Below are 25,392 nucleotides of genomic sequence, written 5' to 3' on the forward strand. Positions count from 1 at the left end.
AACAAAGGCTAAATGGTTACAGCAAGCCTAGTGCCTTGATCAATCGCTCTTTTGGCATCGAGTTCAGAAGCTAAGTCAGCACCACCAATCAAATGAACGGGAATTTTTGCTTGTTGTAATGGTTCAAGTAAAGTTCGATTTGGATCTTGACCTGCACATACGACGACAGTATCGCAAGGAATTTTTTTAGTTTCTCCCTTTACTTCGATGAGAATTCCATCGGCTTCAATGGCTTTGTATGTCACACCGGAGATTTGAGTTACCTTACGATCTTCCAACGACGTTTTATGAATCCAACCAGTTGTTTTCCCAAGAGTGGCTCCAAATTTACTATTGGATCTTTTGAGCATCGTCACTTCCCGGCCAGAATGTGGAGTGTCTTTGGTTCCGAGTCCCCCATCCTTTGCAATCAATTGATTGATCCCCCATTCCTTTAAGTAGTTTTCTTTGGTGAAAGAATGGCCTGCATCAGTCAGTAATAAACTCACATCAAATCCAATTCCGCCAGCTCCCATCACAACGGCTCGTTTACCGACAGGTTTTCCTTTGAGGACTACATCCACATAACTTAGGACATTTTCGCCGTTAATTCCAGGAATTTCGGGAGTTCTTGGTGTGACACCAGTAGCAAGAACAACTTCGTCAAACCCTTGTTTAATGAGGTCTTCTGCAGAAACATAGGTATTCAATTTTAAGTCCACACCATGTTTTTTAACCATCTCTCCAAAATAACGAATGGTTTCTTTAAATTCTTCTTTTCCTGGAATCCGGCGAGCTATGTTTAATTGACCACCAAGTTCAGCACCTGCATCAAACAATGTTACAGAATGTCCGCGTTCGGCAAGGGTTGTGGAACAAGCCATCCCTCCAGGACCTGCACCCACAACGGCTACTTTTTTTGGTTGATTCGTTTTTTCTATGATTAAATCCGTTTCATGACAAGCTCTTGGATTCACCAAACAACTACAAATTTTTCCCTGGAAGATATGATCCAAACATGCTTGGTTACAAGCGATACATGTATTGATCTCTTGTGATTTGCCTGCAGCCGCTTTATTCACAAATGCGGAATCTGCAAGGAACGGTCTTGCCATAGAAACCAAATCCGCATCACCAGAAGCAAGAACAGATTCAGCAATCTCCGGTGTATTGATTCGATTGGAAGTCACAAGTGGAATGTTCACATGACCCTTTACTTTGGCAGTCACCCAAGTAAAAGCAGCTCTTGGAACCATCATAGCAATGGTTGGAATTCGTGCTTCATGCCAACCAATTCCTGTATTGATGATCGTTGCCCCAGCTTTTTCTATTTCTTTAGCAAGGATAAGGACTTCGTCTATATTACCACCATCTTCTACAAGGTCTAACATAGAAAGGCGGTAGATGATGATAAAATCAGTCCCCACTCGTTTTCTTACAGCTTTTATGATTTCGATTGGAAACTTAATACGATTTTCAAAACTTCCACCCCAACCATCTGTTCGGTTATTGGTTCGTTTTGCGATGAATTGGTTGATGAGATAACCCTCACTCCCCATAATTTCTACACCATCATATCCAGCTAACTTTGCAAGTTCCGAACAACGTGCAAAGTCTTCAATCGTTTGCAGAATTTCTTCTTCTGTTAAAGGATGAGGTTTAAACATATTGATAGGAGCTCGTAGATTGGATGCTCCTACAATTTTATCGTGATATCCATACCTTCCTGTATGGAGAATCTGCAAGGCAATTTTTCCACCTTCTTTGTGTACAGCCTCAGTCACGATTCGGTGATGTTTGGCTTCCTCTTCGGTGTCCATGACACCCCCACCTCTCGAAACACGTCCTGCTTCGTTGGGTGCAATGCCGCCGGTGACAATGAGTGCCACGCCTCCCTTGGCTCTTTCCCCATAAAAGGCAGCCATTCGTTCATATCCATTGGGAGCTTCTTCAAGGCCTGTGTGCATGGAGCCCATAATGGTTCTATTTCTGAGTGTAGTGAATCCTAAAGATAAAGGAGACAAAAGATTTGGATAGGGTGTCATATGCTACAAGAAAAGAAAATATAAGATTTTGGCAAGATTTACTTGCAATCCATTAGCGAACATGTATAACAATCTCCTGTGGGAATTGTGACTGAGAATAAGAATACGGAAACGAAGAATGCAATTCTATTTGTCGATGATGAATCGATAATATTAATGAGTATGAAATCCCAAGTAAGACACCACTTCGGAGAACAATACAAATATCTAACCGCAGAAAATGCCAGAGAAGCTTGGGAATTACTTCTGGAATTAGAAGAAGAAGGAAACACTGTATCTATCATCATTTCCGACTGGTCTATGCCAGGAATGAATGGAGACGAATTTTTAAAAAAGGTACACTACACCTACCCTGATATTGAAAAAGTGATTGTTACAGGTTTTGCTGACCAAAAATCCATTGAAGACCTTAAATCAGAAATTGGTCCTATTGTATTTTTAAAAAAACCTTGGGATGAAAGAGAACTGATTTCCACCATATCCCATGCCATGTCAGATTAATTGTTTTTCGGAAGATAAATAAAAAAGATCGTTTCGCCGGGAACAGAAGAAAGTTCGATCCTTCCTCCATGTCGTTTTACAATTTTGCTTACGATATCAAGACCGAGCCCGCTCCCTTCTCCAGGGGGTTTGGTTGTAAAAAATGGTTCAAAAATTTTGGATTGAATGTCTAGAGGAATGCCTGGACCAGAATCCTTTAAAGATACTAAAATTTCATCTTCACAGTCCTTCACAACAATTTCTAATTCGCCAACAAAGGACATCGCTTGCAAAGAATTATAAATAAGATTTGTCCATACATGCAACAAATCATCCGGATAACACTCAATTGGTGGCACAGAATCAAACTTTTTCACTAGATTGATTCCACGTTTCAATTGGTTTTGATAGATTGTGAGCACAGTTTCAATGGTATCAGGAATTGAGGCTTTGTTTTTTTTGCCCGAAACATCTAAACGAGAAAAATTCTTCAGTGCATACATGATTTTAGAAATTCGATCCACTGCAAGTTGGATGGAACGAGTGTTCCTTCTGAATTGGATTTCCAAAGACAAATAATCTAAAAAAACTTTTATATAATGCGATTGGAATAATGGCAAATAACTAGGATCAATTTCCCCAATCCCAAGCTCCACCCAAATCTCTGCAAACTCCTCTGCCACAGCTGGCGAAAATTGATGTGTCAAAAAAACTTCTTTATTTCGTTTTTTACGAAGACGTTCTTCCTTTCCGGTATAAAATTCAATGGGTTGGTCTAAGTTGGCAAGGATCGTTTTTACAATCTTTTGTTCTGCAATCGACACAGAAAGAATTGCTTCCCGATACAGTTGTGAAGCAAGCCCATACCTTTTTTGCCAATCCATCATATTTTGATTGGATGCTTTGACAGCCCCAATCGGATTATTGATTTCATGTGCGATTCCCGCAATTAACTGACCTAAAGCCGCTAATTTTTCGGATTGAATTAATTGGTCTTGAGTTCGTTTTAAATTTTCAAACGCCATTTCCAATTCCAATTTTTGCCTTTCAATTAAACGGTTTTTATCTCGAATTTCTGAATTGATGAGGCGGAGTTCCTCAACTTCTTTCAAGGGACTCAAATCAAAAATACTATAAGCAATGGAATTGGTTTCTTTGTATAAAAAACGTTTTATGGAAACAAGTGCAGGAAACAAATCTCCATTTTTCTTTTTACAAACGATTTCGAGAGAACCAGTGAGACTAGAGCCAATTTTTTCCCGAATTTTTCGAAGTGATCCAGTTGTGAGAAGGTTTCGAATTTTTAAATTTGGTGTGTCTTCTAACTCAAAGCCAAATAACTTTTGGAAAGCAAAATTAGAATCCTTGGCGGTGAGCCCATTGGCATCAAAAATCAAAAAAGCTTCTGTAGAGAATTGATAAAAAGTTTCAAAACGTTCATCAGATTTCCGAAGAGCCTCTTCACTTAACTTTACTTCGGTGACATCTAAAACGGTTCCTAATAGTTTTAATGGTTTTCCAAGAGAATCCCTGATGATATTCCCTCGCGACTCAATCCAATGAATTTTTCCATCTGAATGGTGAATTCGATTTTGCATACGATAAGCAGAACGTGTATGATCTTCCATCAATATCTGTATTTCTTTACCAACTAGTTCCAAATCCTCTTGATGAGTCAGCGCTATGAATTTTTCTACGGAAATTTCAAAATCTGTATGTGAATATCCATAAATACTATATGTTTGAGGAGACCAATAAATTTCTCTAGTTTCGATATCCCAACTCCAAATACCCATCTTCACAGCATCCAGTGCCATAACAAGTCGTGACTCTGATTCTCGAAGTGCAATATTTGCTTTCATTTGTTCGGTTCGGTTGATCATGGCACCAAACATACGATAACTTCTATTATTACTATCGTATAAAAAGATACCGTTATCTTCTATATAAACATAGTTACCTGACTTAGTTTTATATCGATATTCTGCAGAAAATTTTTTATGATTTTCAGAGGATTCTAGAAAGAGTTTAGCTGCGTTCTCTCTATCATCAGGATGGATCGCACTGAGCCACTCTTCGTAACCAACTTTCTGGAATTCTTCAGCAGAGTATCCTGTAATTTCTTGAATGGCACCACCCCAAATATTTTCTCCGGTTTTGATGTCCATATCATAAACCATACTTAACGAAAGTTCGGTGATCGTACGATATTTCGATTCATTGTATTCTAAAGCTTTCTGTTTTAGAACGTTTTCAGAAATGTCTGTAATGAGAAATACGAGAAAGGATAATTCTCCTTTTTTGTCGAAAACAGGAGAACCATTAACAGAGAGATACTTTTTATTTCCTGCTGAATCTTCTATAGCATGCCGAATATCTGTGACCGGTTTTTTGGTTTTTAAGACAATATTGAATGGTTGGTCTTCTGCTTTCCAAGGACCTCCATCAAGAGAAGTATTTTTCCATTCCGGTGCATTATACTTTCGAGAAAGGATGTCGTTGAGTTTGATCCCGAGAACAGATTCGGAAGCTGGATTGGCATAAAGAATTTGTCCTTCCGGATTTAAGACTGTCATGGCTGTGGAGCTGACATTCATAATCGTTGTCAAAAGCTCTGCTTCGACAAACTTTTCATCAGCGGAGAGACGTCCTTCGACCTTCTCTCCTTTTGATTCCTCACTCTGTGACACCCTAGAATCCACTCCCTTGTAGACTTACTTTTTCAAGGATTCCAATTTTTTTGCTTCGATTTTTTGATACACCGGTAGAATAAAAAACAAAAACCTGTCGAGCACTTGGATAAAACGAAAGAGTAAGGATGGATACACTTCTTTGGCACCAGACTCGATTCCCCTTACCACTTTCTTTGCGACGGTTTCGGGAGATTGACTCGGAAAAGGAACCGGGACTTTTTTTCCGGCAGCATCAAAGAACTTCGTTCTTGTGGCAATCGGATACACCACCATCACTTGATTTCCCGGTTTTAATTCATACCGGTAGGCATCGATAAACGAACGTACAGCAGCTTTTGTAGAAGAGTACTGAGCATATCCGGGAAGCGCTAGGTGGCTCATAGCCGATGCTGTAACAATGAATAAAAACGGAGATTTTCGAGTAAGATTTAGTGCAATCAAACAATACAAAGGCGAAAATACATTGGTACTGAAGATACGATCGATTCGATCCCAGTCAGCACTCGGAACCACCTCATAGTAAGCAAAACCAGCGTTGGCATAAAATATATCGATTCCACCCAATTTTTTATCCGCATCTTTCAATAATTTATCCAAATTTTCCTTTTTGGATACGTCGCATTTGTAAGGAATCACATTGGGATGGACAAGAATGTTTTTTTCATTCAAATCGCAGGCGAGAACTTTTACACCTTCATGCTTTAACACTTGCAAAACGGTCTCTTTGCCGATTCCAGAGCCTGCTCCGGTAATCACGATTCTTTTGTTTTTTAGTTCCATATGGCTGAAACCTATACAGGAGAGATTCCGAATAAAGTTCTTTTTAATAAGACATCTAACTTTTTTATAACAATTCTATAAAAAATCTTTACTAAGTGATTTTTATCACTAACTTTTGTTTTCCTTGAGGAATCCGTATGAGTATCTTTTTTGATCGTATTTTCAAATTCTTCTACAAATACATTTCCTATAGCTTTGCGATCGTCTTTTTCTCTCTTTTGGGTGCTTTTTTTGGGGCTTTTTATGCTTACTTTTTCGGATCTGCACTCATCCCTGACTTCACTGCCGTGAACCACCCAGAAGTCGTTTTGGTTTTTGTCATTGCTACTTTATTTGCTGCCCTTGGGCACAGTGTCGAGTTTGGAGTCCTTGCCCCTTTAGGATACCAAGGCCTTCGGCCCGATACCAAAAAACTAAACAAAACTCTAAGACCGAACGAAACCATCCGGCACAAAGATATTTTGGAATTGGAAAGTATCTTAAATTCTATCATTGATTTTCCAAAAGAGAACATGTTCGCGGCTTTGCGTTATGCCTCCTTAGTTTTTATTTCTGTATCCATCACTCATATCATTTACAAACACCCGTTTTATGAATTGGCTCTGATTTTTATCGGTTGGCTTGCTGCTGTTTTTGTTTATGGAGGATTTTCTTATATTATCTCCGATTATTTTACGGGAGCCAAACGAGTAGAGATCAAAAAAATTCTAGCCTATCGAGATGTAACCATCCATAAAAACCACGGGATCATGAGCCTTAAAGGTAAATTTATTTTTTTACTGATCCTTATTTTGTTATCACTCAGTGTTCTTGCCGTATTTATATCTTTTGAAAATGCAAGCCTTGTTAAAATTTCCGCCTTCATCACAATGACTTTTTTTGAAGCAGTGATTTTAATATTTATGTTTTTCCAATCGATCAATTTAACTTTAGAACAAATCAATGAATCCGCAAATAGTTTGGCGAGTGGCGGTCGAGGTGCCCTTCCCATTCTTTCTATTGATAAAGAATTCATTCAGTTCGCAGAAAATTTTGAAAAAGCAACGAGAGAAGTCGGAAGGATCCGCGAGAACTTACAAGAATTAGTTGAAGCAAAAACCTCGGAACTAAGAAACAGTTTGGAAACGGTAGAACATCTAAAAAAACAACAAGACGGAGATTATTTCCTAACCTCTTTACTCATCAAACCTCTCAGTTTAAATAAAACCCTTGGAACCAATGTAAAAACAGATTTTTTTATCAAACAAAAGAAAACCTTTACCTTTCATGGAAGAGAAAATGAAATTGGGGGAGATATTTGTATCACACGAACAGTTTCCCTACGTGGCAAAGAATACACATTCTTTCTCAATGCGGATGCTATGGGGAAATCCTTACAAGGGGCCGGTGGGGTTCTTGTACTGGGAGCGGCCGTTCAGTCCATTTTAGAACGTTCTCTTGCCGTCCAGTCAGTTAAACTTCTTTATGCAGAAAGATGGATCAAAAATGCCTATCAGGAACTTCATCATATTTTTGAAAGTTTCGACTGCTCCATGTTAGTTTCTATGGTTATGGGTCTTATTGATGACGAAACAGGTCTCGTTTATTATGTAAATGCAGAACATCCATGGTCTGTTCTATTTCGAAACGAAAAAGCGGAATTCATCAAAAACAATTCGGAACTTCGAAAATTGGGTACTCCCGTAAAAGAAAACGCTTTGGAAATAGCAACTTTACAACTGCAACCCGGTGATATTTTGGTTTTGGGTTCTGATGGTCGGGATGATATCGAATTTGTAACTGGGGCCGATTTAAGAAAAATCAACCATGACGAAGAATTATTTTTACATCATGTAGAATCTGGGAAAGGAGATCTAAAATCAATTTACCATTCCATTTTAGAAACTGGGGAGCTCACCGATGATTTGAGTTTGATGCGGATTTCTTTCAAGGAACACCAATCCCTCCCTCCAAGATCGATCAGAAAAGAATCCTATGAACTGATGCGAAAGGCAAGATCCAATATAAAAGAAAATCTATTGGAAGAAGCAAAAGAAAATTTAATTGAAGCAAATAAAATCAATCCAGAAAACCAAGAAATTCTAAGGGCCCTTCTTCGGCTTTTGGTTCGAATGAAAGACTACACGCAGGCTTCTGAAAAATTCAATGCCTACATAGAAGAATTTCCTGGAGATACCGATCTCATTTATTTGGCATCCTTTACATACAAACAAACAAAAGAATACGGAAAAGCCATTGATATGGGGGAGAGGATCCGGCTTAGAAACCCAGGCCACTTATCCAATCTGTTACGACTTGTACAACTGTATCTATTAGTAGGCAATTTGCCTAAGGCTGAAAAAACTTTGGGACTGGCTTCTTTCCTCACCGCTGATTCCAAACGTGTAGAAAGTTTCAAAACACAGATTGAAGACTTACGAAAGAAAGTTCTTGATTAAATCCCTAAGGAATTGGAGGAAGGATCATCCTTCCCTTTCGAGTTTTCATGGAATCAAGAACCATAAGAACAATCTGTATTTTTCTGGTTCTATCTTTGTCATTTTTTTGTCAAAGGTCAAAGTTTAATAACCTCTGTGATCCCAAATCAGAGGATTACCTCGAAAGTTTGATCGTTCGGTATATTAACTTTGATGAGACACCCCATTGCGGAGTTGTCTTAAAAGTAGATCCTCCTACCTTTTTAATTTGTCCCCCGATCATTCCCAAGGTGAACGGAAGTTTTTTTCTGGAAGGGTTTGAAACGGACGGAACACGTTTGAGTTTTTCTTCCTCACCCCCGCTTCCCCAAGGAATCTCCTTTTCTCCTTTTTCCAATTCCCTCCAAGGAAGTTATTCCGGCTGGAAGGCAAATAGGCAGTCCTATACGATTACGGCAAACAACACCAAAGGGAGTGCTAGTTGTACTTACAAACCAGGTTGGATGGGAAAATTACCCATAAAAACCAACATCACAACTTGTTATGATGGGGCCAATGCACTAGATCCCACCTGCACGAGCATTCCCGGACAAGATGGTCATTTACAAAGAGGCCTTTCCCAAAGTTTCCTTGGCCCAAATACAGTCGCAGGTGTAGACATTACAACCGACCTAAATACCGGCCTTGTCTGGACCAGTTGCCAAAGAGGAAAAACGGGAGGTGGATGTTCTACAGTTGGAACAATCAACTTTTCTCTTTCCACAGCACAAGCCGACTGTACAAGTCTTAATGTTGGATCTGGATTTGCCAATCGTACCGATTGGAGAGTCCCGGAAATAGAAGAATACTTAAGTACCTTTGATTACTCCCTATCCAATCCGTCCATCAACCAAACTTATTTTCCTGCCTCAGATAGTTTTAATTATAAAACGAATACTTACTCTACCAATGCAACCAATACTTTCTACCCAACTTTTATTGAATCTTCGATAGGCGCCGGTAATGTGGGTGACGGACACCGATTGCGTTGTGTCTCCAATTCCCCTCCGACAAGTGCCAAACGATTCATTAACAATGGGGATGGAACTATCCTTGATTTGGATACTTCGCTTGTCTGGCAAAGGTGTACTGCCGGTCAAACGAACCTAACAACCTGCACCGGAGGAACAGATCTTATCACCACTTGGGCCAGTGCCATAAGTTATTGCCAATCCTTAAGTCTTGCGGGCAAAACTTGGCGTTTGCCGAATGCAAATGAACTACGCAGTCTTCTCGACTTTTACTTTACCCTCGGGACTCCCGGTTTTGATCCTATTTACTATCCGAATACGGCTTCCTCCAATTATTGGACATCGACAACAAGACTATTAGCTCTTGGGGAAGCTTTTATCGTCCATTTCGGAAGCTCTAGTGGTGGCCCCGATCTAAAATCCAACAATACAACCAACCGCACTCGTTGTGTTTCTGATTTTTAAAGTTTGTCGAGAAAACGAACCAAAAGAAAATAGAACTCTCTTCTCAAATGTTAAAAACGATTCCTTATCTTCTACTCCTACTTGTTTTTCAATGTACAACAATAGGATTCCATGAAACAAAAATTCGGGAAGGGATGTCATTTGGTGAACCTGCGAGTTTTCGTGTTTGTATTCTTCATGAACCAAACATTACCCAAGAAGAAATTCAAAATTTGTTTGTTGCTTGGAATGAAGAACTTTCCCTTTACAACCTAAAAGCCGAGGTTTTGGTGTTGGAGGAAATGGAAAGACCAGGGTTTTGGGGAACAGATATTCTCAGTTATTTAATGACTTTACCCCTAACAAAAGAATGTGATCGTCTTTTGTATCTAAAAGGAAGGACTTGGGGAGACATTGCCTTTGAAGTCCTAACCCTTGGAATCTTTGTCGGAGTGGGTTTAAAACTAGAAGTCCAAGGTGCGGTAGAAGGAAGGTCCAATACCAGAGGGTATATCAAAGCTAAATACCAATCCACCATTCAGATTCTATTTACAAGTCCCAAATCAACTCTCATTCACGAAGGATACCACCTGCTTGGTTGTGGGCACCAACTCTTTATGAAAGAATGTTATGAAAAAATTAGAGATGTGAAACTTCTACTCACAGATCCAAACCGCGATCCCAATTTTTTTCCCAATATGACAACATCTGGTAAAAAAATACTGAACCGCACCCAGGTTCCAACCTACTCCCAGCAAAATTAGTTTTTATTCATACGGTTTGGAACAAGTTTTAGACTGAAAAAAACAATGGACTCTTTTTTTATTGGGAAAAATCATTTGGCGGTCTCCGCTTCCCCTCCAGTTCACAATACGAACTCCGCCTCGGTCCCACTGTTCTTCGTCTTCACCAATGGTCCAAGTTTGTCCTTCCGATTGAATTTGATAAGCAGCTGACTTCAAAAGAAAAACAGATTCCATCTGATCTTTGTTAGAAGATCCAACAAATCCACCCTCATACAAGCCACTTAACCCTGAAAAATCATACACTTGGTTTCTCATCATACAAGGAATGTCTGCGAACTCAATGATCGCTGCCGGATCTTTCGGGACGACGACAGATGTCGAATCACAATGATTCGGAAGTTCTCTTATTTTCTTTTGTAGTTTCGGTTTTCCAATCATCCGCCAAACAATGAATTGGTTTTCGAATCCCGATTGATTTTTCTGAAAATAATCATACATCTCTGTTGTTGCTTTTTCCATAGAAAGGCCAAATACCATTTCAAAGGAAGAGTCTGTCGATTTTCCAAAACAAGTCTCTTCATAAAATGTACGGATCTTCTCGTTTCCGTAAACAAGAGAGAGGTATTCCAAAAACATGGTTCCAACCAAACGGTAATCTGGAAGTTTCGGATTGTTTCCCTCTTTCAGAGAAGTGCGTTTACGGAGAAACTTTTGAAAAAACCTTTCATATGTATTGGCTTTATGTTCCGGATCTGTTTGGATGACTGCTAACTCGGCAATACCTTCCAAAAACCAAGGTTCCGTTAAACCTGAGGATGACCCACCCAACTGTTCACACCGCTGGGATTGAATGTAGTGGAGAGTGTCATGTTTCCAAGCACGTAGGTCATAATTCTTTTTTAAGAAGGAATCATAAATGGGATTTCCTTTTGATTCTAGAATGATTCCCATCAGGGGACAGAGTGTAAAAAAACTACCATTGGAGAACCCAGTACAATCTTCTTTTGTTTGCGAATCCTTTCCGGCATAAATCCAAAATTTTTCTTTTGATTCATGAAGGACTACTTTGATTCGTTCGGTATGAAACCCAAATTGTTCTTCGTTATATTTTAAAAACTCAGAGATCCGATTGTTTTCACGCAATGATTCAACCACCATATTCCAATTAGGTGAGTAAGTAATATCAAAAACACCAATTTGTGTTTTTTCCATTCCCCAATCTTTGGGGTGAACCATATCAAAGTAGATAAAACTACCACCGCGGTTCTTTCTTTTATAACTGTATTGGAAAGAATTAGTTTTAGGAATTTTGTGTTTTGTGACCGTGGATCCGTCGGGGAACTGGACGGAATAAAAAGATTCCCATAAGGCATGAGAACCCTTCGCCGAACGGACAGTATGTGTGTTATTTTTCCACTCCCAATCCCCATCCCTTTGTATAAATACAGAACCATTGTTTAGTTCCCATTGGTAATTCTTCGCCGATTGGACCATAAGCCTACCGCCGTCAGGAGCTGTAGACTCACCGACCGGTGTCTTCTCCGGCAAACGAAAGTCCCTATCAGTCGGAACCTCCATCGATTCCCATTCTAAATACGTTTGGGGAGCAGAATCCGGAAATTTAAATTCATAACCAAACCGGGCTTTTGCGTCCGAATCCTTTACCTCTTTTGCAGCAAGCCCGCCAAAAGAGAACAGTAGAAAACCAAACAAAACATAAATATACATCACTGCACCTACTTAAGGACGGTTCATTAGAAATCGTTTTGGGAATGGGTCAATTGCGAAACCTAAGAATATGATTATTTTCAAGTTTATTTCGAACCAAGTTCAGATGGTAAACTAGACAGAAATTAAAAAAACATAACAATCGCTATTGATAGACACATTCATGAAACCCACAAGTCCCGGCCTTATTTGTATGGTAATAGTCTTAAAAAGCGATCGGTACGTGGGTATCTTCTGTTCGGAAGTACCTTAATTGAGAAGCAACTTGTGTCTGTTTCGAAAGGAATGAACACAAGTTGTACTAAAATAATTTTTTTACCAATTGGTTCGTGATTCATTCATAAGGACTGATTGGTAAAAATGTAACCCCCCGGTTTTCGCTACGGATTTTACCGTATTATTGCAAAATATCTTTCTCGCTTGCTTCTGCAGTCTCGTTTTCCATACCATGCTTACTTAAACCTTTATGAACCGTTTTCTTTTTTCGTGTTTTGTTTTTTCCTTAATGTTTTCTTGTGCGGAACCCAAAGCAGATAATGCTTGTGACTTAGAAGATTCTATTTTTCTACCCAACATTTTTTACAGACTTGTTACAAAGGATAAAAGTAACCAATGCGGGTACAATCTATCCGCCAAACTACCAGCCTGTGAACTTTCCTACGAAGAAACCCATTTGGCTGAAAATTGGGCGCAAGTCAAAACTGAGATGGAAACACAATTCGCACTTGGATCCGGTGCAAACGAATCCATATCACAGTATAACTTAGCTACAGTCGGTACAGTAACAGGAAATAGTACAACAGCCTTTCAAGGGGCTCTCAATGCACCCAATGGACAGATCTATTTTCTGCCTTATGACTCTACGATGTTTTTATCAATTAATCCTTTTACCAAAACTTATGCAAACGCAGGTTCAGCAGGTGGCGCGGTCGAATTCATCGGGGGCTCTCTTGGACCATCAGGAATCATCTATCTTTCACCTCACCAATCCAACAATTTTCTTTCCATTGATACCACAAATGTGAACCAACAAAAAACAGTTGGAAATCAGTCAATGGGAGGCGCTGCCTATAACGGAGCCATATATGCGCCTAACGGTAAAATTTATTTTGTACCCAGTAGCCAAACAATCATTCGTTATTATGATACAATAAACAAAACTCTTGGATCTGTTGCTTCACCGACCTCAGGAGGTTTTTCTTCTGCCGTCCTAACGCCAGATGGTAAAATTTATTTCATTCCATTCACAACAACCACTATGTACATTCTAGATACCAATAATGATTCTGTGACAACACATCCCCATGTATTTGTGTTATCAGGAGGTAATGGCTATATCGCAGGGATTCTAACCCCCAATGGCAGGATTTACATGATTCCATTTAACAACTTACCGCCCATTTATTTAGATACGGCATCAGGGCAAATTGTACCACTTTCTAATATCCCTTCTGCAGGATCTGCTATGTTCAATGGGGCTGTATTAGCACCAAATGGTAAGATCTATCCAGTTCCTTTTGCTTATAACAACTTCATTTCAATTGATACGAAAGATAATACCATTTCTACCCTTTTTGCAAATCCAGGTGGCACAACTGCCTATCGTGGCGGTGCACTCAGTGCTGATGGAGATATTTACTTAGCGCCACATGGAGCCAACAGGTTCGATCTCATTCATACAAATTCAATTGGAAAATTCTGCAATTCCCTCCGTCTTTCTCCCTATTGGAACAAATTATAAACAAACCAACTGACATAATTTAGAAATTTTTATCGTCAAATAGGGAGCAGGAGTTCTACTCCGAGTAAGATTCAACGTTTAATGGATTCTCTAACCCCTAAACTACCTGCGACCTTTGTTCAATTTGCAAACCAACTCCCCTTTGCCGTTTTTGTCTTCCAGTCTCCGATAAATGAACTCAGCCTAGATAGTAAACTCATCTACAAAAACCAACTTGCGGACGCACTTGTCGATGAGAAAACCCAAATGGATCATCCTCCCACCCTACAGGACTTGTTTCCAACAATCAAAGAAGACGGTTTTTTCCGCCAAATCCTCTCTTCACTCCAAGAGGGGAAATCGTCTCGTATTGTAATCAACGGTGGCACAATTTCGAACAGACAATTAGATAGTAAAAAAATCTTTTCACTCCAAACCTCAGATCTATCCTCTAATCAGTTTTCTTTTCTTTTAGAGGATATCACAGATGAAGTTGAGTCCTCACAAAACACGGACAAGATGTTACATTTTACAGGACTTCAGAACAGCCGCTTACAAAACTTTGCCTATATAGTTTCCCATAACATGCGCCAACATTCGACTAACTTTAAATCTCTCGTTAGTTTATTAGAAGAAAATCCTACCGACGAAGAAAAAAAAAGTATCATGCATATGTTACATACTTCTGCGGATAAACTGAACGAAACAATCATCCATTTAAACGATATTGTTTCCATCGGACAGATGTTAAACAAACCTGTGGAGGTTTGTTGTTTGGAAGGTGAAGTTCAAAAAACTTTAAACATCCTGAGTGGGTTTATCGAATCAAGAAACATTCAAGTATTTTTAGAAATAGAAAAAAACTTAAAACTGACAATCATTCCTGTATATTTAGAAAGTATTCTACTCAACCTAATCTCCAATGCAGTGAAGTATGTACGTTTAAAAACGGGTGCTTTCCTTCGTGTCACGGCGAAAAAAATAGAAAACCAAGTGACACTGACAGTGGAGGACAATGGTCTCGGAATCAATTTGGAAAAACATGGCGAAAAAATCTTTGGTATGTTTAAAACCTTTCATAAAAACGAAGATGCAAGGGGTATTGGACTTTTTATTACAAAATCCCAAGTAGAGGTCCTCGGAGGAACCATTACCGTTCAAAGCACGGAGGGAAAAGGATCCGTGTTTACCGTCTTACTTCCTGACAGTTCCGAAGACTCCTTCTCTATCTAGTTCCCAATTGTTCTTTTTCTGTACAATGAAGAAAGCCTCCTGTTGTCAGAGTTTGAACCGTTAGAACCTTCCATTCGGTCTTGACAATCTCCCCCAACCCCTGAGGCTTACCCTAGTGATCCGTCGGCATGCCCAACGGACGTACCAATGACATAAGGAAATCCATGAAAGTCCACGAATACCAGGCCAAAGAAATCCTACGTAGACACAATGCCAACGTTCCCTTCGGAAAGGTCATCGACATAGTCGGTGATTTCGAAAAGGCATATAGCGAAGTTGTCCAAAAATCACCCGTAGTGGTGGTAAAAGCCCAAATCCACGCTGGTGGACGAGGAAAAGGTGGCGGTGTCAAAGTTGCCAAAACCAAAGAAGACGCCAAAGCGGCAGCTGAGAGAATTCTCGGAATGCAACTCATCACCCCTCAAACCGGTGAAGAAGGAAAAAAAGTTCTGAAAATTTATTTGGAACAAGGTCTTGAAATCGCAAAGGAATACTACCTTTCCATCCTACTCGATCGTGCTTTCCGCAAAACCATCATTATGGCTTCTACCGAAGGTGGAATGGAAATCGAAGAAGTTGCAGAGACTCACCCAGAAAAAATCATCAAAATTCAAATTGATCCAGGTATCGGTATCCAAGGTTCTCAAGTGCGTGAACTCGCATTTGCTCTAGGAATCCCGGCTGAAGCACAAAAGTCCTTCACGGCTCTAGTGAACTCAGTTTACAATGCATACATAAAAGAGGATGCGGCGCTCCTCGAGATCAACCCCCTCATCCTGACCAAACAAAACGAAATCGTAGCAGGTGACTGCAAGATGGACCTGGATGAAAACGCTCTTTACCGCCATCCAGAAAACGAAGCTCTTCGTGATATTTCCGAAGAAGATCCGTATGAAGTAAAAGCAAAAGAATACAACCTCAACTACGTTAAGTTAGATGGAAACATCGGTTGTATGGTAAATGGTGCCGGTCTTGCGATGGCAACTATGGACATCGTTAAGCTCGCTGGTGCAGAACCTGCAAACTTTTTGGACGTCGGAGGTGGAGCGAACCCTACTACAGTAGAAAATGGTTTTAGACTCATCCTCTCAGATCCAAACGTAAAAGGAATCTTTGTAAACGTGTTTGGTGGAATCGTTCGTTGTGACCGAGTTGCAGTTGGTATTATCGAAGCAACAAAAAAGGTAAACGTATCCGTTCCAGTAGTGGTTCGTTTGAAAGGAACCAATGCGGAAGAAGGAAAAAAAATCCTGAACGAATCCGGTATGAACATTGTGGGAGTGGAAGGACTCCGTGACGCGGCAGACAAAATCGTCTCCCTAATCAAAAAATAGGAATTAAACATGACTGTATTAGTTGATGCAAACACAAGAGTAGTCGTCCAAGGGATCACCGGTAAGGAAGGATCCTTTCATGCGACTCAAATGTTAGAATATGGTACAAAAGTAGTTGCTGGTGTGACTCCAGGCAAAGGTGGACAAATCTGGACTTCCGAGTTTGGAAAAACAGCTCCGGTTCGTAACACAATCAAAGATGCAATGATCCAAGATGGTGCAAACGCTGCCGTGATTTTTGTTCCACCTCCATTTGCAGCAGATGCCATTTTGGAAGGAATCTTTGCGGAGATCCCACTTGTGGTTTGTATCACAGAAGGAATCCCAACTCACGATATGCTAAAAGTATATAGTGTACTTCGTAATTCCAAAACGAAACTCGTAGGACCAAACTGCCCAGGTGTCATCAACCCTCTTCACAAAGTAAAAATGGGAATTATGCCAGGTTTCATCCACACTCCGGGAAAAATCGGAATCGTTTCTCGATCCGGAACTTTGACTTACGAATCGGTTGCATCTCTCACTGCGGCAGGCCTTGGCCAGTCCACTTGTATTGGAATCGGGGGAGATCCAGTTCCTGGTATGAACCACGTAGAAGCGGTTCGTCTTCTCAATGAAGATCCAGACACAGAAGGAATTGTAATGATTGGTGAGATTGGTGGAACTTCGGAAGAAGAAGCTGCGGCTTACATCAAAGCTCATGTCAAAAAACCAGTAGTTGGTTTCATTGCAGGACAAACAGCTCCTCCTGGAAAACGTATGGGCCATGCCGGTGCGATCATTTCCGGGGGAATGGGAACTGCCACTTCTAAAATTGCTGCAATGCAAGATGCTGGTGTCAGCATTTGCGCGCATATTGGCGAAGTTGGTGATAAAATGAAGGCTGCCCTTAAAAAATAAGGGCCAGCTTTAAAAAAAAAACAGCTATTCAAGGGGAATGAGGAGTCTGAATTAAGAGTATGGAACAACGTTCATGGGTTTCAAGTACATTGATTCTCCTCGTTTCCGTGGGCCTTTTGGCTGCGGAATCTGGAGATAAGGGATTTACACTTAGCTTACAAGACGCAGTCAAGTATGCCATTGAAAACAATCGCGAGGTCATGCAGGCCCGCCTGGAGCTCGCAAAAGCAGACTCGAACCTCATGAAGTTTGAGGGAAAGTATTCTTGGCGCGCTTTATCCAAAGCGGAATTGGATCAAAAAAAATTCCCATTTAACCAAAACAATATCTTCACGGGAACCAAAACCCAAACCACGACTTACAGTGCTGGTTTAGAAAAACTATTCACAACTGGAACTTACTTCAAATTAGAAGCGAAGTCACAACGTTTTGACTCGAATGCTTTTGAAAATCCAAATCAAACCCCAGCTGGGTTTACAGCTCTTGGACTTCCTCCATTATATACAGATACCCTTTCTGTAACCATAGCCCAGGATTTACTAAAAAATGCCTTTGGTGCTAACGAAAGGAATATGGAAAAAATCCTGGAAAACCAGACAGAAATCATGCGAGAGCAAATGGAAGACCAAGTCGCAAGCAAAGTGGTTGCCACTCTTGTTGACTATTGGAATTACTCTGTAAAAGAATCTGGGCACCAAACATTCGAACAACTTTTAAAAAACACAAAAAATGTTCGCGACCTAACCATTCGTAAACAAGGACTCGGACTTTCTGAAAGTTTTGAAGTCAACCAATGGAATGCCCTTCTCTCCCAAGTGGAAGGACAGATGGCTCAGGCCGTTGCAGAAAAAGAAGAAGCACGAAGAAAACTCATTCGTTCTTTAAACCTACCAGAAGATACCGTTTTCCAAAAAACAACTCCTCTTTCGGAAACCCTTCCTACAAAACTCGATTACCAAGCGGATATCGACTATGCTTACAAACATAGAGCTGACTTTAAAGCCATTGTTCGTAAAAAAGAAAATGCAGAACTCTCAATGAGAACTGCGAAAAACGAAGCACTTCCCTCTCTGAAAGCAGCGGGAACTTATGGTTACCAAGCACAAAATACCATCAGCCCTCAAAACAATTATGCAGACAAAGGTGCGGGAGTTTTTTCTTACCAATACCCTGTGATGCAAGGTTCCCTTGACCTAAGTTACCCAATTATGGACAAAGGTGTGAAGGCAGGAATCCGTGATGCGGAAATCCAAAAACGCCAAGTTTCTTTAGAGGAAGCTGATCTTACAAAAGCAGTCTCTGATGATGTCAAAACAAGAATCGATATTCTAAAAGCATCTTTCCAAGTGATGGAAAATGCAAAACGAACAGAAGAAGAATCTAAAAAGTATTACAATGGGGTTTTACGATCGTTCCAACAAGGACGGTTCAATGCACTAGCAGTCAAAAACGCTTTGGACACTCATGTGCAAGACCAATTGTCACTTGTTCGTGCTAAAGTTGATTACAACATCAATTTACATAGATATTATGTGGCTAAGAATGCTTTGTTTGAAGAATACGGAGTGGACAGGTCCAAACTCCTACCTGAAAATCTCTAATCCAAAAACGGGAGAATCTTTTTGATACGCTCCCGTGTATTTCTAGTTCTTGGTTTCATTTTTCTTTTCATCACCTTGATTACCTATGCCTTTGTGGACTTTCGAGAGAGAGAGGACAAAGCGTATGATCTCTATCAATCGGAAGCCTATCTCAAAGTCCTAAGTCTTTATACAGATACAGAAATTCCCTCTGGCGAATTAGAACTAACCATTCTTTCCCAAACGATTTCCCAACTAGAAAAAAAACTGAATGGAAAGGAAACTTCCAAGGATATTCTCTCCTTCTTTCAGTCTCGCAAAGGATCCAAACTCACAGAATGGGAAACCACAAGGGGAACATACTACCATATAGAAGATCCCTATTTATCCCATTTAAAAAAACATGGTGATGGTTATAAAAGAGCACTCATCACCAAAATTGGAACCTTAAACAAACCCATTCCCAAATCAGAAGTCACAAACCTACTCCTGAAACTAATTTTGGAAGATCCGCGCGGTATGGAAGATAGTTTTAGCCGTGCTCTGGCAAATCTACTGAGTTTCCCCTTTGAATCCATTGGAGAAATTGAATCTGAATTTTTATTACAAAGTTTGCATTTTTTAGCGAACACTACGAACACAAGTCTCTTTCATCAAACAGCCATTATACGTGGGAAAAATGTAAACCTCCGGAGTGGCCCAGGTCGCGAGAACTCTGAAGTGGGAAAAATCAGTGAACCGGAATCTACCATTTGTTTGGAGGAAGATTCAGGAACAGAAACCATTGCCGGAAGTTCTGGACACTGGAAACGATGTTATTTCCCAACTTTACAAAAGTCTGCCTGGATCTTTTCCGGTTTTTTAACTGAGACACCACCAAATTCCAACCTCATTGCTGAATTTGAAAAACGTTTTAAGTCTGTGGACAATGAAATTCGAATCGATTTTGAAGGTTGGAATGGGAACCAAATCCCAACCACTTTCTTTGGAACCTACATTCCCAGAGACTCGATTCGTGTCTCTGGGGAAACGGGATTTCCCATTTATGGATTGGCCAAAAATTCGAAAGTCATCCAAAGGATTTGTAAAAAACTTTCCGGTGACAAAAACTATTTTGAGTTTTCCTTCCAACCCACAGACTCCGACCTTCCGATTTCCTTTTTAGAACTCCATTTAAACTACGACAATCAGGAACACCTAGCCTATTCCATTTCCCTCGACAAAGAATCCATTTGGGTAAATAAAAATCGATATGTCCTCGACGGAGAAAAAAGGAGAGAAAACCTGTCCTTACACATTGGATCCCGCGAAGGGGACAAATGGAACGCAAGCCTTTGGAGGCGAAATACAGGACTCATTCAGTCCATTCGTTCCTTATCCTTGGATGAATCAACCCTCCAATCAGGAAGGTATTCCTGGGAAATCTGTCTTCCTTTGGCAAAAGAACCAAATCGGGAACAAGTGTTACTCTTTGAAATTAGAACGGGAATCCATTAGAGGGACACCATGGCAACATACGATTACCACTGTAATACATGCGACAAAGACTTCGAACATGTTCAGTCTATGAAAGATGATGCACTCACCCAGTGCCTCTGTGGAAAAAACGGATCAGTCGAACGCAGGATTTCTGCGAGTGCAGGGATCATTTTTAAAGGATCTGGATTTTACGTAACGGATTATAAAAAAACCGGATCCACACCTACATCTGGCAGTTCTGATTCAGGAACTACTTAAGGTCTCCATTGGCACCGAAAGGCCGATTAGCCATTATCGCTGGTGGTGGGGAACTTCCCCACATTGGAATGAAAGAAGCACTTCTTGCAGGTGAGGATGCATTGTTTCTTGGACTTATCGAGTCTGACTTTACTCCGAGAGAGCACAGTGCACGGACGATTCCCGTTCATATCACACAAGTTGGTAAAATCCTAAAACTCATCCAAAAAGAAAAAATCACTCGGATTCTGATGCTTGGGAAAGTTAGAAAAGACCTACTCTTTCAAAAACTCAAATTTGATCTCAAAGCTCTCGCAATCCTTGCACGCACCATCAACCGTAATGACTATCCTATTTTCCTTGCGATCGCTGATGAATTCGAAGCCATGGGTGTTAAAGTCATTTCCCAAAAGATCTATTTACAATCTTTACTCCTTCCCGAAGGACGTTACACTCCTAAAAAATTTAACTCCCAGGAACTTAAAGATATCGACTTCGGGATGTTCTACGCAGAAAAGATGGCCGATTTAGACATTGGGCAAATGGTTGTGGTCTGTGATGAATCCGTCATTGCGGTAGAAGCTGTGGAAGGAACGGATGAAACCATCAAACGTGGCGGTTTGTATACCAAAAAGAAGGGAGATGCGGTTGTTTGTAAAAGCCCCAAAGCAAAACAAGACAACCGTTTTGACTTACCCACGATAGGAATCCATACATTCCAAATGATACTCGAAAGTGGGTGCAAAACACTTTGTATTCGAGAGGGAGAAACCTTGGTGGTGGATCCAAAAGCAGCAATTGAATTTGCCACAAAACATAAGTTAAACTTTTGTGTTCTAGGAAAAGGCGGAAGTAAGGTTCTCAATGGTAACCAAAAAAAAATCCCATCTACATGAGTCTGACAAAAATATTTTAGTCATTGCCGGCGAACATTCTGGAGATCTGCTGGGAGCTGATCTTTTACAAGAGTTAGCCATTTTAGAGCCAGAATATAAGTTCTATGGAATAGGTGGAGAGGGTATGATTGGTCATGGACTTGAATCCATGGAAGAGTTGGAACAACTCAGTGTGATCGGATTTTCCGAAGCCCTTAAAAAATATAGTTTCTTAAAAAAGATTTTCTACAAAGTTTTAGATGAAACAACTCGTAGACCCACAAAACTTGCCATTCTAATTGATTATCCAGGTTTTAACCTTCGTTTAGCGAAAGAATTAAAACAGAGAGGAATTCCTACTGTTTTCTATGTATCACCGCAGATTTGGGCGTGGAAATTCAACCGCATTTATTTTATCAAAGAACAAATTGCACTAATGCTTACCCTCTTCCGATTCGAAGAAGAGATTTATACCGAGTATGGAGTAAATGCAAAATTTGTAGGCCATCCGATTACCAAACGAATTCCTGAAAAATTAAAAAAGGAACCGGCAATCACAGAAAAACTCCCCGATTCCCACCATGGGTATACGGTAGGACTTCTTCCTGGTTCCAGAAAAGGGGAAATCCGTAGACTCATAGACCCAATTCTTGGCACTGCTGCCCTTCTTCACGAACAGTGCAAACTAGAGAAAAAGAAAGTTGTTTTCCTACTTCCCAATATCAATGCTAAAGAAGAATCTTTTATCTTAGAAAAACTGGAAACCCTAAAACAAATCCATCCTGATATCCAAATTCATTATCTTTGGAATGCATCTCTTCGAGTGATGGAAACCAGTGACCTCCTCCTGATTGCGTCTGGGACTGCCACCTTGGAAGGATTGTATTTTGAAACACCGATGGTGATTTTGTATAAGGTAAGTTTGTTTACTTACTTACTTGGATCTTTGCTCATGAGGTCCAAATTTATAGGTCTTGCAAATATTTTGTCAGGCCAAGAAGTTTGTCGGGAAATTACTCAAAACGAATGCCAGCCAAAATACATTTTCCAAGAGGCATGGAAGATTTTATCCAATACAAGACTAAAAAATAAAATAAAAGGGATTCTTAGGGATGCAAAAGAAAGGGAACTAGGAACGACCAATGCATCTAAAAAAGCTGCAAAGGAAATCCAATCACTCCTTAGAACTTTTTCGAATTAAACGGACCACTCGGTTGTCCCAAGTCCCAATCCAAGACTTGGGTTTTAAATCGGAATATAAAAAATAACCTTTGATCGTCTCTTCATCACTTGGACGAATCCGGATGCCTACAGAATCCAGTTCCATACTGAGATCCCCAGATCCGTTCCAAAGAACCTTGTTTTCTTCTGGCTGGATGTTTATCGAATGGCTTTTGTTTTCCCATTCCAAAACCCACTCTCCACCAAACGCTGGTAAACTTGCAATTTCCGGAGCAATGTCAGCAGGATTTTTCTTTTCTGTACAAAAACCAAATAACAATACAAGGGAAAACAAACTAAAACTAACTATTTGAGAACGCATTTATTTTCCTCTTCAGTAAGACTGAAAGTCCCTCTCGATTCTCCAACAAGTCCATAAGTTGTGAATGCATAGTTCCCATTTTTGTTATTTCCGTATCCCTTTAAATCCAAAGATTCACTGGAAATCACTAAATTAGAAATATAATCCATATCGGAATACCGACTCAAATCAAATTCCATCTGAAAAGGTTTTTTCAAAGGATTTAAATCCATTTCTAATTTAGAAACCAAATCTGCTTCCTTAAGGCTCACACCAAAAAGTTTTAGAAAATACGAAGTACGAGCATCTTTATGAAGAGTGTAATAATCACTCCCCATACTATTAAAACTATAATCCAAACTGACGTGAGTTGGTTTTAATTCCGCACCACATAAATGCATCCAAGGATCAGACCATGGATATTCGTTTAAAACCAAACTAAAACCAAAGTTGGGTGTTTTACTCGCATAATAAGAAACCATAGAAACCTTAGAATTGGAATTTCCTAAATTCAAACCCAGATTCATCCTTCCGTCTTTCACCTGTAGGTTTCCTTTAGATTCTCCCAGTGAGTTTGCTCCGGCAAAAGGATAATAATTGGAAATTTGAATTCCGAAATCCAAATTCATTGATTCCAAAAAGTATTTGTAAACCTTAGTTTGATAAAAATATTCTTCTGGAATTAGTTTTTCTTGTCTCTCCCTGATTTCTTCCAAGGTTTCCCGATTCCAATCCTCATACAAAGGTTTCCAATCACTTCCCGTTAAATCCGGTGTTTGGAAACTCAATTTAGTTTTGGAACTTAGTGGATAATAGAAGGAACCGTCTGTTTTTTTGGAACGACCCCAAACATTGGTTCCACCCCCACCAAGGTGGGAAGGTTTTCCAAAAAGTAATGAATCAAATTTCAAATTCCACTCATTTCCTTCTGTGAGGTTTAAAGATAAATTTCCTTTTTCTAACTGAAGGAGTTTCGAATCCCATTCAAGCTCAGAACCATTTAAATTCCCTTTAAGTTGAAACCATTTATTTTTATCTCCCGACTCTAAAAGATCGAGATTACCTGTCAAAACACCAGACAAAGGAAGTGTGAAGTTTCCAGAGATATCAGAGATTCTTTCTGCGATCCCTTCTAAAGATTCGATTTGAAATTCAAAATGGCGATCAAGGAGAGGTTCTTTGATCGTTTCGGTTTTTACAGAGGTTTTGATTCGAAAATCTGTTCCTAAAAATTCTCTCTCTTCTTTATTGGGTGTGAATAGAAACAATTCCCGAAAGCGAAATCCATCCAGGATATAATTTTCAAAAAAGGGAATCGGAATTAATGAATTCTCAAACTCAACATCTCCACTGGCAGTAAACCCTGAAACCGGATCACGAACCACCTTCCCCTCTCCCGAAAGAACAGCAGAATGAACATTGGACCCAAAGAGATAATTAGTAAGAATGATGGCTTCTTCCGAAGGATAGTTTTTCCATTGGAATTCAAATTGGAATTCCTCCAAATTAGTTTCGGAGAACTGACCTTCCCCTTTGATCCTAGTTGTATTGGGAATCCAAAACCAACCATTGTTATACGAAAGATATAAACGTTTACTCTTTCGTTTCATTACAATGTCCCAACCCTCTTTCCAATCCACTAAAGTGGAATCGTTTTGTTTGACGGTGAGTTTGGCGTCGTGAAAACGAATGTCTTTTAATTTACTCGTTTGTGCATATTGAATGAGTTGGTTTCGTAAACCCTGGTTTTCATTTAGAACCAAATGAGGACTGTAAAAATCAATTTGTTCCACTGTGGGAGAATCTTTAAAATAACTCGATAATCGAAAGGTAACTTTTTTTACCTTCAACATATGATCGTTAAAGGAAAAATCTTCTTCGTTGGAAACAACTAAGTCTTCAATGATAAGGCCTTCTCTGAGCGAAAAATCGAGGACTCCAATATCTACAGCCTTTCCTAGTTCTCTGTTGATGGTAAAAGTAACAACCTTTCTCAGTTGGACTAAGGGAATCCGATAGTTTCGAAGATAGAATTCCAAACCATAATAACAAAGAACAAACAAGAAACAGATGAGACCTAGTGCTAAAAATGAAAATAGAATCCGTTTGTTTTCACGGATTCTATTGAAGAGGGTCGAGAGAGACTGCCTATAGATAAATAGGCTTTGGAGAGAGAAGATCCGTTCCAAA

The 25,392-nt window shown here is 39.8% G+C and carries 19 protein-coding genes; 13 read left to right on the forward strand and 6 right to left on the reverse strand.

Annotated elements, in window-relative coordinates; translation table 11 throughout:
- Positions 1-8 precede the first annotated feature (8 nt).
- Complete coding sequence (locus tag EHQ49_RS00270) at positions 9-2,024, reverse strand: oxidoreductase (RefSeq protein WP_135575181.1); 2,016 nt, start codon at positions 2,022-2,024, stop codon at positions 9-11.
- A gap of 78 nt (positions 2,025-2,102) precedes the next feature.
- Here EHQ49_RS00270 and EHQ49_RS00275 point away from each other — a divergent pair, with 78 nt between their 5' ends.
- Positions 2,103-2,525 (forward strand): response regulator, encoded by a 423-nt coding sequence (locus EHQ49_RS00275; RefSeq protein WP_135575183.1) that lies wholly within the window; start codon positions 2,103-2,105, stop codon positions 2,523-2,525.
- On the opposite strand, the gene EHQ49_RS00280 is transcribed toward EHQ49_RS00275, so the two are convergent.
- Positions 2,522-5,194 (reverse strand): PAS domain-containing protein, encoded by a 2,673-nt coding sequence (locus tag EHQ49_RS00280; RefSeq protein ID WP_135575185.1) that lies wholly within the window; start codon positions 5,192-5,194, stop codon positions 2,522-2,524. The two genes, EHQ49_RS00275 and EHQ49_RS00280, sit on opposite strands and share 4 nt — an antisense overlap.
- Before the next feature lie 24 nt (positions 5,195-5,218).
- Complete coding sequence (locus EHQ49_RS00285) at positions 5,219-5,977, reverse strand: SDR family NAD(P)-dependent oxidoreductase (RefSeq protein WP_135575187.1); 759 nt, start codon at positions 5,975-5,977, stop codon at positions 5,219-5,221.
- A 137-nt stretch (positions 5,978-6,114) separates the two neighbouring features.
- Between EHQ49_RS00285 and EHQ49_RS00290 the strand changes: the two genes are divergently transcribed.
- The 3 genes from EHQ49_RS00290 to EHQ49_RS00300 are packed head-to-tail and all read left to right on the forward strand — an operon-like array spanning position 6,115 to position 10,612.
- Positions 6,115-8,415 carry a PP2C family protein-serine/threonine phosphatase gene (locus tag EHQ49_RS00290; RefSeq protein ID WP_135575189.1) on the forward strand — a complete coding sequence of 767 codons (2,301 nt, stop codon included), beginning with the start codon at positions 6,115-6,117 and terminating at the stop codon, positions 8,413-8,415.
- Positions 8,416-8,462: 47 nt separating this feature from the next.
- Positions 8,463-9,869: an Lcl C-terminal domain-containing protein gene (locus EHQ49_RS00295; protein ID WP_135575191.1), complete on the forward strand. Its 1,407-nt coding sequence runs from the start codon at positions 8,463-8,465 to the stop codon at positions 9,867-9,869.
- 47 nt (positions 9,870-9,916) lie between these two features.
- A complete protein-coding gene (locus tag EHQ49_RS00300) occupies positions 9,917-10,612 on the forward strand; it encodes a hypothetical protein (RefSeq protein ID WP_135575193.1) in 696 nt (231 codons plus the stop codon).
- Positions 10,613-10,615: 3 nt separating this feature from the next.
- Here EHQ49_RS00300 and EHQ49_RS00305 read toward each other — a convergent pair whose 3' ends face one another.
- A complete protein-coding gene (locus EHQ49_RS00305; protein WP_135575195.1) occupies positions 10,616-12,325 on the reverse strand; it encodes a hypothetical protein in 1,710 nt (569 codons plus the stop codon).
- Positions 12,326-12,788: 463 nt separating this feature from the next.
- Between EHQ49_RS00305 and EHQ49_RS00310 the strand changes: the two genes are divergently transcribed.
- From EHQ49_RS00310 to lpxB, 9 genes are all read left to right on the forward strand, one after another.
- On the forward strand, positions 12,789-14,063 hold the full coding sequence (locus tag EHQ49_RS00310) for an NHL repeat-containing protein (protein WP_135575197.1): 1,275 nt from the start codon (positions 12,789-12,791) through the stop codon (positions 14,061-14,063).
- Between the two features lie 81 nt (positions 14,064-14,144).
- Complete coding sequence (locus EHQ49_RS00315; RefSeq protein WP_135575199.1) at positions 14,145-15,275, forward strand: sensor histidine kinase; 1,131 nt, start codon at positions 14,145-14,147, stop codon at positions 15,273-15,275.
- Between the two features lie 164 nt (positions 15,276-15,439).
- Positions 15,440-16,609: an ADP-forming succinate--CoA ligase subunit beta gene (sucC, locus tag EHQ49_RS00320; protein WP_135575200.1), complete on the forward strand. Its 1,170-nt coding sequence runs from the start codon at positions 15,440-15,442 to the stop codon at positions 16,607-16,609.
- A gap of 9 nt (positions 16,610-16,618) precedes the next feature.
- Positions 16,619-17,509, forward strand: a complete 891-nt coding sequence (gene sucD / locus EHQ49_RS00325; RefSeq protein WP_135575202.1) for a succinate--CoA ligase subunit alpha — start codon at positions 16,619-16,621, stop codon at positions 17,507-17,509.
- A 59-nt stretch (positions 17,510-17,568) separates the two neighbouring features.
- The gene (locus EHQ49_RS00330) at positions 17,569-19,110 is read left to right on the forward strand and encodes a TolC family protein (protein ID WP_135575204.1); all 1,542 of its coding nucleotides are present in this window, start codon (positions 17,569-17,571) and stop codon (positions 19,108-19,110) included.
- A 21-nt stretch (positions 19,111-19,131) separates the two neighbouring features.
- Positions 19,132-20,586 (forward strand): SH3 domain-containing protein, encoded by a 1,455-nt coding sequence (locus EHQ49_RS00335; RefSeq protein ID WP_135575206.1) that lies wholly within the window; start codon positions 19,132-19,134, stop codon positions 20,584-20,586.
- Between the two features lie 9 nt (positions 20,587-20,595).
- Positions 20,596-20,826, forward strand: a complete 231-nt coding sequence (locus EHQ49_RS00340) for an FmdB family zinc ribbon protein (RefSeq protein ID WP_135575208.1) — start codon at positions 20,596-20,598, stop codon at positions 20,824-20,826.
- Between the two features lie 8 nt (positions 20,827-20,834).
- Positions 20,835-21,701, forward strand: a complete 867-nt coding sequence (locus tag EHQ49_RS00345) for an LpxI family protein (RefSeq protein WP_135575210.1) — start codon at positions 20,835-20,837, stop codon at positions 21,699-21,701.
- Positions 21,670-22,881, forward strand: a complete 1,212-nt coding sequence (gene lpxB / locus EHQ49_RS00350; protein WP_135575212.1) for a lipid-A-disaccharide synthase — start codon at positions 21,670-21,672, stop codon at positions 22,879-22,881. The genes EHQ49_RS00345 and lpxB overlap by 32 nt, the downstream gene beginning before the upstream one ends.
- On the opposite strand, the gene EHQ49_RS00355 is transcribed toward lpxB, so the two are convergent.
- Together EHQ49_RS00355 and EHQ49_RS00360 are read right to left on the reverse strand one after the other, a co-directional pair.
- The gene (locus tag EHQ49_RS00355; RefSeq protein ID WP_135575214.1) at positions 22,855-23,223 is read right to left on the reverse strand and encodes a hypothetical protein; all 369 of its coding nucleotides are present in this window, start codon (positions 23,221-23,223) and stop codon (positions 22,855-22,857) included. The two genes, lpxB and EHQ49_RS00355, sit on opposite strands and share 27 nt — an antisense overlap.
- On the reverse strand, positions 23,208-25,391 hold the full coding sequence (locus EHQ49_RS00360) for an LIC_12586 family protein (protein ID WP_244241282.1): 2,184 nt from the start codon (positions 25,389-25,391) through the stop codon (positions 23,208-23,210). The genes EHQ49_RS00355 and EHQ49_RS00360 overlap by 16 nt, the downstream gene beginning before the upstream one ends.
- Position 25,392 lies beyond the last annotated feature (1 nt).

The organism is Leptospira perdikensis (assembly GCF_004769575.1).
GTDB classification, from domain to species: Bacteria; Spirochaetota; Leptospiria; order Leptospirales; family Leptospiraceae; genus Leptospira_A; species Leptospira_A perdikensis.